The 14748-nt window shown below is 40.9% G+C and carries 2 protein-coding genes; both read right to left on the reverse strand.

Annotated elements, in window-relative coordinates:
* Nucleotides 1-4 precede the first annotated feature (4 nt).
* Nucleotides 5-1375, reverse strand: a complete 1371-nt coding sequence (gene glmM / locus WC222_01110; protein MFA6914970.1) for a phosphoglucosamine mutase — start codon at nucleotides 1373-1375, stop codon at nucleotides 5-7.
* A 159-nt stretch (nucleotides 1376-1534) separates the two neighbouring features.
* Nucleotides 1535-14500 carry a hypothetical protein gene (locus WC222_01115; protein ID MFA6914971.1) on the reverse strand — a complete coding sequence of 4322 codons (12966 nt, stop codon included), beginning with the start codon at nucleotides 14498-14500 and terminating at the stop codon, nucleotides 1535-1537.
* Nucleotides 14501-14748 lie beyond the last annotated feature (248 nt).

The raw sequence follows: 14748 nt of genomic DNA on the forward strand, positions 1-14748 counted from the left end.
ATACCTATTTAGAGTGAAGCAGCTCTGTTTCTAAAGTTTTAGCGATTTCAGTAGCATATTGGTTGACGAGCTTTTGTTTTGGCCCTTCTACCATGATACGGCAGATGTCTTCTGTTCCGGAATAGCGTACAAGGATCCTGCCGCTGTCGCCGAGTTTGACTTTGATGTCGGAAATGGTTTCCTGAAGGCCTGGAAGAGAATCTAAGGGAGGTTTATTAGTCACTTTGACATTGACATAAGCCTGAGGATATTTGTGATAGAGATTACAGAGGTCTGATAGTCTGGAACCGGTTTCGATCATAATGCGCAGCACTTGCAGGGCAGCAACTAGGCCGTCGCCGGTCGTATTGTGATCAAGGAATATCAGATGTCCGCTTTGTTCTCCGCCAAGGTTAGCGCCGTATTGGAGCATGCTCTGGATAACGTAGCGGTCGCCGACAGCAGCTTGGTGGACTGTAATGCCCATTGCTTCCATGGCTTTGATAAAACCGAGATTGCTCATGACAGTGCCTACAACTTGATCATTTGCGAGGCAGCCCCGTTTTTTCATGTCGGCAGCACAAATAGCGAGGATAGTGTCTCCATCGACAATTTGGGCATTTTCGTCGACCATGATAACGCGGTCAGCGTCACCGTCAAGTGCAATACCAATATCGGCATGTTTTTCTATGACAGCTTTTTGGACATTTTCAGGATGGAGAGAACCGCAGCCTAGGTTTATGTTTAAGCCGTCGGGTTTATTTCCTATGACATAGACAGAAGCATCTAATTCGTAAAAAACAAGGGGAGCAACCTTGTAGCCGGCGCCGTTGGAGCAGTCGAGTGCGATAGAGAGATTTTTTAGGGAGAGGTTTTTAGGGAAAGTGGCTTTTGCAAATTCAATGTAGCGTCCGTCGGCATCGATGATTTTGCTGTTGCGTCCGAGATCTCTATCTTGAGGGAGCGATCCGCTGAAATCATTGACGGAAACCCATTCTTCAATCATTCCTTCCCATTCGTCAGGTTGTTTGAAGCCTTCTGATGTGAAAAACTTAATGCCGTTATCGTAGTAGGGGTTATGTGAGGCAGAGATCATGATGCCTGCTGCAGCGCGATAGGCGCGGGTGATGAAGGCTACGCCAGGAGTGGGAAGGGGTCCAACCATCAAAGTATCTATACCCATAGAGCATAGTCCGGCGATGAGCGCGTTTTCGAACATGTAACATGATAAGCGGGTATCTTTTCCTATAACAACTTTGGGGCGGTTATATTTTTGTCGCAGAGCTTTCCCGGCAGCGCGGCCTAGGGCCAGGGCCATTTCGACGGTCATGGGCAGCGTGTTAGCTCTGCCTCGGACGCCGTCGGTGCCGAAAATTTTTTGGGGAGAGTGGTGCATGGGGACCTCAAGGAGATATACTTTCAGTATAGCTCCCAGTTAATTAAAGCTTAAGGATTTTAGTGAGGAAGAGTCACTTTTCAGTTTCTTATAAAATGAATCTTTTAACTCGCGATATTTCGGATAATTTCACTACTGCAAAGAGAAAAATTTAACATTTTAGAGAGGAGCACCCCCTTTAATTTTTTGCATGGCGCGAATAAAAAGTTCTGGATTTACGGAACCCAGGTGTTTTTTAAGAGAGTCTTCTATGTCTTTTTGAATTTCGGGTGATTGTTTCGCAAAATATGCAGCTGTGACTTCATATTGATCGGCCGTCATATTAGCAAATCCGATATGTAGAAGAGCGATGAATGCTTCGGCCTGATAATAAAATTGCGATTCGTCGTAATCATTTAAAACTTGGTCTTTTAAACCTTTCATCGCCCGTGCTGAACCCAAAAAGTTTAATTCTAAATCACCTGTAGCATTTGCAGCAGGAAGAAATAGACTGAAGTTGATGGGTTTAAAAGTCCTATTTTGGGGATTAACTTGTGTAAACTGCGATGCATTATGTTCGCTTAGAATGTAATTTCCTTCACTAAGGAGATCACACATTACAATCCTTAGGTCACCTGTATCATTTTCCGCAAAAAGGAGGGCCACATTTTTTAAATTAAGAGGATTATGCTTTAATTGTGCGGCCAGCCTTTCAGAGAGGACGCACCTATCAGACCAAAGATTTATTCCAATTTTAGCGAAGGTTTTCTTCCCGTTCCTCACATGAACGTCGAATGCTATGGGGATTGCCTTTCTGAAATCATTTTTTTGCTCCATATCGATAGAATTAAAGACATCATCATCTACAGCGCTAAAAAATTTTCGCCCGTTTTGATCTCTATTGTTATTTGCTGCTTCTTCAGAAGTAGACTGGATTTCTTGTTCTTGTTGTTCTTCGGCTTCAGCCTCGGATTCAGAGGTTTGTGCAGACTGGGCGGCAGTAGCAATGGTGGGCTTGAGCTCGGTTTTAATCTTCGCTGCTTGAGTTTTGATGCGTTCGATTTCATTTTTAAGTTCACTGCCGGCAGTAAATAGCTCTTCAAAAGCATCTAAAAAAAGTACTAATGGATATCTTTGAATTCGTGCCACAGTATTGAGTTGATCTAACTTATCTTTAACGGATAAGTCAGTGTCTTCGAGTTTAGATAGGAGGTTTTTCACATCGCTTTGAAGTTTCTCGTCCTCTTTAAAGGGAGGATAATTAAATAGTGCATTAGTCAAACCTGATTGGATTTCCAATAATTTATTCTGCCTATTTGTAATCTGACCACGTAGGTAGTCGGGAGTGTCTACAGATAAGCCTTTTTTACCTTGGGAACGTAGAGAACCCATGTAAGCCGTTGTGCTTGTATCGTTAGAGTAGATTGCCTGGAAGACATCTATGATTTCAGAGCAGATATGTTGGGGTTTTAATTTTTCATCTATAAGTTTTGGAGCTAAGCCCCGAGTTTCAGAAGGCGATTCCATCGCATATTCTGTGCGTAGGCGTCTGCGTATACGGTCGCCCGCTTTAACGAGGGGTGCAGTAATACGGATGATATAAGCATCTTTAGCTTCATCAGCTTCGTCTTGATAGGTTTGTTCATGGTTTTTCTTTAGAAGATGTTTGAGTTGGGCATTGCCCGCAAGTTTGTGCTCTTGTTGGAAGGTCGAGTTGTCTTTTTCTGAGATGTAGGGTTTTACAGTATGTCCGACACCTAGTTTACGAGCACGGTAGAAGGCTTGATCCCTGTCGTTCGCATTGACTGTAGGGGAGAGAAAAATCGTTCCTTCAGAACCAATGGGAATTGAGAAGTGGGTTCCTCTTGTATGTTGAGTGTGGTAATAGAAAAGTCCCTCTTCCTCCACCTGCTTCATTTCTTTGGGAGTAAGTTTATCCAGTTCTTTAAAATTACCATTGATCCATACGGATTTGCGTTTTGTTGTCACATCTACATGTACGATAGGCCGTAAAGATTCCGTATGGAGTTTTTTTACTAACTCTTGCGCAGTGATATGGTCGCAAATACCTGCTTGGTTAATGATGAAACGTTCATTTTTATCTTTAGCCTTTTCAATGAGTAATCCTAATTGCTGATTTCTATCTGAAGGATATGTACCCAGTACAGTATCCAATCCTTGGGGTAAACTTGCGGCAATGCGGTAAATGACTTCAGCAGTGCTGCTTTTCCCGGTTTTGGTGACATTGTCCATAGCGGTTTCACAGCCTGTGGCTGTAACCAGGTGGCTGATATTACGTGTGGCAGTGCCGGTAAATCCAATAAGATTACTACCCCAGAAAGCTGCCTGAACAGGGCGTTGAATTTGTGTTGTAGATGTATATACCAATCCGGAAGAAGTTAAGGCTTCGGAGAAAGTTTGTCTGACAAGTACCTTCCAAGGTTCTTTACCCTCTAAATTATGGGCCATGGGCTCTTGCTGTTCATTTTTTTTCTCATAAACACTGTTTAGATTTGTAATAGCCTCTTCATAAAGTTTAATCTCTTTCTCTAACCAGGTTTTGGTAGGGGTTTCTTCGAGATCTTTTTCTAGTTGGGCTTTAGTATTGCGCAAAGAAATAATCACTTTGGAAGCCGTAGCTGTAACATATTCTTCCCCTTGAGGTTTATATGTCGCTATCATTTGACTTACACATAGCTGCATTAATACATCCGAATACTTGGTTGTTGCATTCGTTGCACCTTGTGTAGCAGGTACTCCCAAAGCTTCAGCATTAGGGTCGAAATTGGTATTTAAGCCAATTTTAAATCCTAGACATGTACGTAAGGCTTGATGCAGTGCCGCACGTGCGATAAAAAGCGTATCGGCGGAAACGGAATCTAAATCGCGGAAAAGTAACTCTGGGAAGGGACCTCCCGAAAACCAATTAAGCAGCTGATTATTTTCGTTGGATCCTTTAGTTCTGAAGGATTCGGGTAGATGTTCCCCATATTTTTGAAGCCATTCGTCAGCAATAGCCTGAAGAGCCATATCAATAGATTCCTTATTGTTCAGGGATATCTGCTCGTTCGATAATAAAAGAGTGTTGAGGTTTGAAATAGCGGGATTTTCGCTGTCGCGAATGATACTGAAAAGTTGGTGGACAGGTTGTGTGAATAGGGGAGGAGGAGCGGTTTTCTGGCCCATTTCAGCATTGACGGAGTAGTTAGAACGCAAAATATAGTCGATCTCATCAGTAAGAACACGTGTCATCGGATTTTCAAAAACCCCTTGCACGCGGTATAGCATCCCTAAAGCGCTTTCAGTGCGTTTGATCTGATTGAATAACTCTGATTTCTTATCCTCATCTTTAGGCTTTAGATTTTTAACTTTATCTAAAAGCTTGGCTTGCTGAATTTCGAGTTCGGCTATTTTATCGTCTAAGGAAGCTTTAGACTCTGCCGTAGTAAGGATGTATTTGTCCTGTGTGGCGCAGCTTTCTAAAAAGCTTGCACAACGTTGTGACAGGACTGCTAAGGTGGCCTCACTGATGGGGAGTTTCAGTTGATCGCGTGCGAAGAGAAACTCTTGACCGGCATATTGAAGAATGCTGCGTGTCGTTTCATCCAGCTGCTTCATATCTGCACCGAACTGTTCCCTGGGCAGGACACCAACAACATTATGGCCCATCTGAAGCAGTATACCTAGTAGGAACGGCATTAAAGTGGATGTTTTGCCTGCACCCATAAGTAAAGTTAGAACGGTGGCATTCTGACTTAAGGCGGTATCTAGGTTTTCAAATTGATCTTGGCGCAGGACTATCCCCACAAGATGCTGTAGATAGACGATAGTTTTAAGATGCGGCTTCAAACTTTCGGGGATATTCTCTAATTCCAATGTGCTTTGGCAACGGTCTAAATAGTCGATAAGCCTGCCCGATTCGGCTCTCCATTCTTTTTCAAGCGCGTCTAATTTTTTTAATGCTGCAACCCTGTCTTTGCTTTGAGGCTGGAATGTAGAAAGTTCTTTTCTCAATTGAGCAAGCTCCACCAGTCTAGTTAAGGAAGCTTTAGCATTGTTTTGACCTGAAACAAGGGTCTTTAAGGCTGCACTTTCTACGCAATAGTGGATGAGTTGGTTTTCTAATTCAGGAAGATTAGATAATTTGTTCCGGCTATTTAAATAGAGAGCTTGCTGAAGAATTTCTTCATCCGTAGCTTTAAGAGCACGTAATTGCTGGAGCTCTTTAGGAAGATTTTGGAAAGGACAGGATTTGATAGTTTGAATGGCATCAGCACTTAGAGAGGTCAGTGTTTGTTCTTTTGTTAGGACTAGATTTTGGAATTTTTCATAGACCTTGGGTAGGCTTGCAGCAGTAATGACATTGTTGATAGGCAGAGGATTATTATCTTCCAAATTATTAAGGGCGGTTGTTAAGTCTTTGCTATATTGAGAATCAGAACTTTCAGAAGAGGTTGGTACTGTTTCTTTGATAAGATTTTGGATTAGATTCTTATGCTGCTGTTCTTGCCATTGCTTATAGATCGTTTGGAATCCTTCGAGCAAATCAGCAATGTTGCTACGGCCGATAGCAGCAATCTCTTTAATTTGTTCTTTTCCTAACGATGAGCGCATATCTCTTATGCCAAGGATATAGGGTGTCAAATCCTCTGTCCAATATGTAGAGGGGATTTCCGCAATCATTGCTTCGAGGGATTTATCCTGACTGAAGATTTCAATGAGCTCGAGAATTTTACTTGGCTTCACAGTACTGGGAAAGAGGGAAGTGAATTCCTTAAGTTGTGCCTCTGTCATTCTCAGCTTTTGAGCTGTATTTGGGAAAGGGATAGCATTCATTTGCTTTGGTACAGTATTTCTTCGGATTTGTGATGAATTGCTGTTAATGGATTGGATTGCATTTGAAGTTTGCATCATTTCGCTAGCCATTTTCTCGGAAACTTTCATTACATTGGACAGTTCTTTAAGAAAGGCTTTTCTTTCATTTTTAGGTGTTGAAGCAAGCTTTTCTTTAAATTGTTCAATTTCAGTATCGTTGAGATAGCTCGAGGCTAGCGCTTCATCAAAATCTTCAATAGGATTTAAGCTTAAAGGCGTTTGAGAGCTACGGTTAGCTTCCACATGTTTTTCATCCATCAAGGCATTGGATGTTACCAAAATACCGGCAAGAGCCGTTGTGAATTTTTCTGCGGTTTCAGTGACACCCGACTGATCTATCTTATACATATTCCACAGGAATTTAGCGCCTCTGATCAATCCAAGTTCATTGATAGCCCAGCGAATCACACCGATTTTATCCTCTTGGAACACTTGGGGATTATCCTTCATTTCTCTAAGGAATTCTTTTGCTAGAGCTTTTTCACTATCTCCTGAAGGCATTTTAAAATGAGGATCAGTGACAAAGTTGTCATTTTCAATCTGATCAAAAATAACTTCAATTTGGGCAAGCTTAAGGAGGGCTATTTGGCTGCTTTTAGCTTTATCAAGGAATTTTTCAATCCCCTCTTCCTGAAGTTTAATAGTAGTATAGGTGTCTTCCAAAGTTTGAATATTTTTTTGATAACTTTGAATATTTTTTAGAATTTCTTTTTTGGATACGCTCTTATTACTGATGGGATCTTGATTAGAGGAGGCGTTCAGCTCATCTATTTTGCCTTCGACTTTTTTTAGGTTCTCTTTGTATTCTTCGATTTGTATTTCAAGATCCTTTTTTGTTTCCTCATCCGTAGAGATATTCAGAGAATTTTGAAGTCTTTCTAGTTGTTTAGAGATAGTTTGCTTTTCGTTATCAAGATGATTATAGGCTGTGGTGAGATCGGATAAGAAGTTTTTGGCGGCTTCTTTTGTTCTATAAACTTCTGAACGGACGTTATAGATGGCAGTTTTAAGGGAATTGACTTGCTTGACTAGAGCATTTATATCAACAACCGTCACATCTTTTTCACCTACCTTTTGAGTAGTAGTCTCCACTTTTAAATTCTTCATTTCAGAGGTAAAACGATCGATCAAACCAGCTAAAGGGTGTGCATTGGACTTCATTTTGTCTAGCATCTCTTTAGTTGCAGGAGAAGACATACTGTCATCAAATTCTTTTTTAGCTTTTTTTAAAGATTCTTCCATCGTTGTTTTAGGATCTTTGGAAAGCACTGTGGTTTGCATTTCGGCATAGGTTAAGAGAAACTGCCTTGTCTGTAAGTCAATGTTTTTTAAGCGATCTTTTTCTTCGGGTGTAATGTCCATGGGCAATGTAGAAGGTTCCATCAGGATAAGAAGATCACTAGGAGAGAGTTTATTATTTTTTATGACAAAAAAGTACGACCAGAAGTTTTCTACAAGTTCATGGATCAGTAGGGGATTTGTACGGTGTGTCAGTGCTAAAGGGGGGATATTTTCAGGTTTTTTTGCTGCGCGGATGAGGGCTAATAGAAACTCTGGAGAAAGATCTGTGGGGACGGGAATGGAAGTGGGAGGCTTAGAGTCGAAAACGGTGGAGAAGTAATTACCGCTTCCTTCAACACCTGTCAACAGGTTCTTCATGAAAACACCGACAGTTTCTAATAACTTAGCATTTTCTTCCGGTGTGAGATCAAATTCTGCTCTGAGTAATTGAGACGGGGTCGTTTTATTTGTGGAGGGTTTGATTTGCTGGTAGGCTTCGGTAAGTTTGAATGTTGTTTCTAAGCTCTCATATTTCTCGGCAGGGGTAAATTTCATCACTGAAGAAGCGCCAAAACCTTCTTGGAGTCTATGGATTTGCAACCTCAATTTTAATGCGAGTGACAATACAGATTTAGACGGCATTTTGGGTAGGGTTATCGGAATTTGTTTTTCTATATCCGAGAGCATTTTAAATAATTGAGCGCGTTCTTCGGGACTTGTGGGTGGGTTCTCTTGAGTGATTTTAGTAAGAAGTTTCTCTGCCTTTAAGCAGTAATTGCGAGATAAACTTGCATCTTTAGTGTTATTTGCCTCTAGAAGCATTTGATTGGCTAGATATAATGAAGCTGTGAGGGAACATTGCAATGTCCCATCTTTATTTATAGTGATGACTTCAGGTTTAGCAACTTCTGAAAGAGAGGTTTGATCCGGATAGACTCCTTTTCTAACTGCATCATAGCTTTGACGATAAGGGATAAGCACAAATTTGCTGAGTCCACTTTCAGTTTCCAATGGTACTATATATTGATCCCAGTGGCTTCCAAAGTTGTTCTCGCAAAAGATTTCATTCTCTCTTGCAGGGAGACCTAACTTGCCGATTGCCGTTCCATTCAACGTGCATTCCCACTGTTTTTCTGCCGCTTTTTTGGTGAATTTTAGTGGAGTATTTAGAAGGCGCAATTCGCTTGCGGAACTATTGTCATAAATAACAATCGTGTTAGACGCTGAAGCAAAGAGGAGGGGGGAGGCCTTAGAGACAGGAGAACCCCCTACAAGGTTCTTAGTGTCCATGGATACTAGTCTTCCTGCTGTATTTTCAGCATTCATATCTAGACGGAAGGATTCTGCTTCCGTGGGGTTTTCCATTCCTTGCGTAAACACAAAGGTATTTTGTGAGTTAGTAGAGCGCCAAACACCGTATTCAGATAGGATCTTTCCGGCCATTGTGGAACTTGCTTCTGCATCTAACGACACAGTCTGGAATATGTATTCTTTTCCCTCTATTTTACGTGTTATTTCAATACGCGATTTTGGGTCTCCTGATTCCAGTTCCCTAAGGGTAAATTCTTGACCATCATGCGACCACTTAAAAACTGTTTGCTTACCTTCAGAAGAAGATAGTGTAGTGATGTTTACATCTCCCAGAGCTTGTTTGACATCTTTACGGCTAAGAAGGTGATAAGGGATTTTTCTAGGTTTTTCTTCAACTTCTTCTATGAACTCACCTTTTAAGAATGTGGAGGGGCTTCGGCTTAAATCTAAAGTTAATTGACGGTTTAGATGGTCTACAGTGGAATAAATGCCAGGAGGTTTAAATGTCCAGGGTTGTAAATTTGTAAGTTCTCCTGAGGATACATTAGGAGTTAATCGTAAATAGGTGTTGGTAAGCTCTGCCTGGACTTCGTCATCGTTTAGATGTGCCTCTAGATATTCTCCTACGTTCTTTTCTAGCCAAGTAACAGCATTTTGGTTTCTTACTGTATTGAATGCAGGGTTTTTTTGGTTGGCCAGTGTATTCCAAGCGGAGAGCATGATAGAGAGATCATGAGGAGTTGCATCATCTTTTAGTTTACTTAATCCGCCTTCCATTCCATCTTCGGATAAAAAGCGTTGATATTCTTCCACTAGGTTTAGATAGACCAAGACCTGTCCGGGTAATGCGAAGCGGTCTATTTTCCAGACGTTATCATCCTGGGATCTTTCAAAATAGGACTCTTTGAAAGCTTCGATTAATGTCGTGCCCATTCCGTTTATATTGCCTAGCAATCTATCTCGTAAGATGCCGAGTTTCAACGCATGCGCAACTATGGGGTGTGAATATTCTTCCGGCAGCATCTTTGCGGTCGTAATATCATCAAAGTCAGTTTTTGATAAATCGCCGTATTTCCTTGCCATTACGATGTTCAGGCCATGTGCTGTATGAACGCGTCCTTTCCAATTAGGAAGCATGGTATAAGAACTTCCGGCAATTCCTCTTTTCTCCACATCTTCCAGAGCAAAATTCACCTGCTCTAATAACTTTTCCATCACGGTAATTAGAAACGCCATCTCGGCTACTTTCCCATTTTCAAGGCAATAAGACATGCATTTTTCCAAAGGATCCATTGCATTCACAATATGGGGCAAGTGTTCCACTAAGCCTTCTTGAGCAACAAAGGGACCGAACATGGACTCTAATAAGAATTTTTGGACATAGTCATTGTTTAAGGTGGCAACATTTTCTATATGGCAAAGGTAGTCGATCGCGTTGGGGAGTGTCGAGGACCCATAACTTGTACCGTACATTCTATCGGTATCCCCGACAATTTGTCTGATGGACAGCAAGTTTGCTAAGGTGTCTGAAGGTAAAGCTGTAGGGGATTTTGTGCTTTGCTGTTCTGCGTATTCTGTCCAGCCGCTAAAGGTTCCGTGGTGTCTGCGATCGATGAGGAAAGGTGCAAGATCAGATTCATAATGGAACATAACAGGTAGGTGTACTTGACGTTGATTGGTTACACCATTCCCTTGGACGTGTACTTCAGCGATTGTGTCTCCTCTAGTATTGGTAATTGTCGGAGTTTTTCCATGATGGATTTCTACTTCTCCTTCCCTGAGTATCGAATCGGGGTGTGTTTCCAGAAAGGATTTTTTCTGATTAGGGTCTTTCAAGGTGAAATTAGGGTCTGAGACGGTTTTATAGTATATGAAGCTGCTTAATAAGCGTTTAGACCATTCCGCACCTTTACTTCCCTCGGGGATGACTCCAGAGAATACTTTTTCGTTCAAAGATACTTGGGAATTCACCGGTTTTTCATTAACATGAAAAAGTGTGAAATTTCGATGGGTTCTATAGGAAACATCAATGTTTTGATTCCTCCAAATAAAATCGCCGGCCCCATAATGCAAGTCCTGTATCAGATAGTGAAATGTGGCGGTTAAGTCTCTTTGCGCATTTTCACCTAATGAATTCAAGTTTGTCAGGTCTTGAGTAAAATTGAAGTTATATTCGTAGAGAGGAAGGGTATACCGGTCTACAATAAGCATTTCCACGGGAATATCTTCACTGCCATTTAAATCTTTTATATCGGTCAATAGAACTTCTAAGTGACCTAATGAGAGCTGACTGAAATCAATTTTTATCTGGGCGGGGATAGGGTCTTGTCCTGCCAGGATGTTGAGGCTTTCAAGTATTTTTCTGGCTTTAGTTACGGTCCCGGGGTCGGTGCTATGCGATGCACTCTGTAAAAGTTCCTGTACTGAATTTTGAACAAATTGCACTTCTCTTCGCATTAATCCTAAACGAATGGCTTGGGTTTTAATTTGAAGCAGCGAAACATCCCCCGGCGCTCCGGGTACTCCTAAACGCATGTAGTATTCCCATACAATTTTTTCGAGAGTATCCAATGCATTCGTAGCAATTGCAACTTCTTCCCTGCTGAGATTGCTCCAAGGAGATGCCACTCCGGTCACTCTTTCAGTACCCATCGGAGGGATGGTCTTAAGCAAGGTAATAGCTTGATCATACCCCCGTTTCATAGCAGCTTTATCTTGGACCTGCGCGGCTGACTTAAAGATTGCAGCAGACTCATTAGCCAAAGTTGCTACACTGTTCACGATAGAAGTGGAAAGTTGATTTATATTCTCGACAGCTTCTAGAGGCGGAAGATCGTCAAGGTCTTCTTCTTTTTCAATGACAAGATTTTCCAGTAACTCATTAGACGGCATATTCAAAGCAGCAAGGTTAGAAAAAGTCTCCAATTTTCTAAATCTTTCAACAGTATCATCTCTTGGAAGGTTAATCAGTCCCTCGTGAATTACTTTTGCTTTTTCAACAAGTTCCTGAAGTTGAGCTGGATCCTCCGTATCCTTTACCCTTTCAAAATCTACTAGGAATTGTTGTAGATTTTGATGGATGGTGGAAAATCTAATAATAGGCATTTTGGAAAGTGCCTTTAAATGGTCTAGTAATTGATTGTGTTGAGAAGGATCACTAAATTTTTCATATTGAAGCTCTAGTGGAGGCAAAGAATCTAATTTTTTTCCAATTTGCTTGGATTTTTCTAAAAAATTACTATATTCAGCAGGGCTGTATTGAGTGTGATTTTTTCGGAAATCTTCTAAAAGGTCTTTGATCTCATGATGAAGTTCTGTATCTGCAATAACGTAGAGTGACTGTTCAAGGGCTGAGAGCTTATCGATTAAGTCCGCCTGAGTAGCCTCTCTTAAAGCATCATTGTAATCATTGTCCATTTGTTCAGCAGTGTACTCTTTGCGCTGATCTGCCGTAAGTAGGTTGGAAAGCTGGTTGGATGCTCTGAAAAGATTAACCAAGGGCATGTACTCATCCGGAAAGACCGTCTGCGGGTCGATCATATGAATGAGCCCGTTATATTCTCCCGGAGATACTTTAGGCAATAACAATGGAGAAATAACTAACCGCGTTGCTGTGGTTTTAAAATTTTTAATATAGATGCTTATGTCTTTGATGCTTGTATCGAATGCTGTGCGTGTGAAATGTTTATTTGACATTGCTCTAAAGAATTTCTCTAGGGCAGCATCGTCCACTAACGCAAGCAACCTTTCGCTGATCTCTTTGAATTGGTTGTCATTAATGAGCGTGTCCAATTCAGCTTCCAGTTTTGTTACCTCTGCAAGCTTTCCAAGGGGGTCTGCTTTTTCTAAGGCACTTTTGGTGGTTGCCAGCACACTATTAATTTCCGCAATGGCTTTTTCTTTTTGTATGGAAGGTTGTTCGTAGTGAGCAATAGAACTTTGGAGTTTAGGATATTCTTCGTTCCAATGTGCTTCTGCTTGTGAGACGTCTAAGGTGCCAATAGAATATGTAGCCTTGGTTTTTTGCACGGAAATGTCTGATAGAGGAGCTAAAGAAATTGGAATTGTGGTGGCAGTAGGTCTATTCAATGCTGCCATATTGCCTTCAAGACTTGTTTTGCGTATCCCTTCACCAAGACCAGCTATCTTCAGTTCGCATTTTTCTTGCAAAGCTAATAAACGAGGAGGAACAAGTATGGTTGCTTTGGGATCCCCTATGATGGCGGGGGCTATTTTGGTGCTGGCATGCTTAATTTGCGCTAAGCAATCTTTATAGATGCGCAGTTGTTCTATTAAGGGGGTTTTAGCTGTAATTTGGTCCATTTGTCTTTTGACGGATGTTTCTGTCATGACATAGAGGAGAGAGGATTTTTCGAAGCTTGTAAGCTTTTGGTTTTCCTCTGTAAGCAGGCTATCCATCCATTTGATATGGCGTTGTTCAGCTGTTTTAGAGGCTGTGATCGTTGGTTTAGAGTCGGTAGGGTTTTGTACTCTTGCGTTTTCAGCAAGAGGAAGTTCTACTTCATCGTATAAATCAAAACCCACACCGGCTCCGTCGTCCTGAATATCCTGCTCCCGCATAGCAGCCGGTCCTGGTATAGCCTGCTTAGGAAATGAAAATAGCGGTTGATCTTCTTCATTTGTTTCAATATTTAATAAATTTATCAGCCTATCAAAGGTCATAGCTTGTGCTGGAGTTTTCTCTTTATTTGCTGGTGGTAGAGCAACCCCTAGGCTATTTAGATCTTCCCGTTTCTTCTCTTCGACTATCTCAGAAAAAGTCTCATCTTTCTTGGCAAAGGCAGGCAACCCTTTTTGCGGGTCTGAGGGAAGAAGCAAGTTGAGGAAGGGATGGATGAAATTGTCTGTAAGTACATTTCTGCTCATTTCGATTTTGCGGGTCTGCAAAGGATTGATTTTTTTCCCTGCTTCAGGGGAATCGCAATAAATATCTACAAAAAACTCATTATTTACTTTGTAATAGCGGACCATCACCGGCTGTAAATTCTCCTCACTGTTTATGTAGCCTGTGGCAAAAATAAACTCTTCTCCATTAGCCATTCCTTTAATTTTCCCTGCCCATTCATGGGAGAGATGAAGTATTTCCTTAGAGGGATCTTTGGATAATAGGGCAACTTCTATAGTTTTTGTGTTATCGAGAGTTTGCGTCAGCTTTTGGTTTAGATCCCCGGCGCGGTCTTTTGATAATAGTGATTGCCCTGCGGATAAAGATTTGCGCAGTGTGCGGAAATCTTGCTTGATGATTTGACTAGGTAAGCGCTGGCCTTTAGGGGGAAATTTCTCTTTATCATAGAAAAGATGTTTTATGGTGGAAAAAACTTTGTGGAATAACTTAAAGAACTTGTTCTGGAGTATCTTTTCTTTTATGACTGTAACTTCTTTGCTGTCAGCTTCTTGTGTATTTCCAACACTTGCGACATAAAACTGAGAATTTCCTATTTTTAAGCGGTACTGATGTTCTCCTACGAGAGTAACTTTTAGATTTCTTTTTTTGTTCGTATCATTGGGGATGATGTTTTGTGTTTCAAGGTATTTAACTATATTCTCCACTTCATTAATGTGAATGTTGTCAGTTAATTTCTTGTTTTTATTGTCAACTATATCAATATTATATCTGCTTGAAATACCATCAGGTAATAAAGGTTCATAGCTAGACATAATATTTACCTTTTTATATAAGTTCTATTTTAGTTTAAAACTAATATTGTTTAATTTTCAAATTAAAGAGTTTATTAATACCATCAATAAACGGATTATTAATGTATTAATTTTAAAGAGGGACTCTTGCATTTTTTTTGGGACCGGGAATTTAATAAGGCTGTATATAAGCAATTTCATATTCAGTAAATATACTTGAATTAATTGCTCTGGGGAAATATGCTTTAGGTTGAATAAACTCTATGAAC

Source organism: Parachlamydiales bacterium (genome assembly GCA_041671045.1).
Taxonomy (GTDB): Bacteria; Chlamydiota; Chlamydiia; order Chlamydiales; family JABDDJ01; genus JABDDJ01.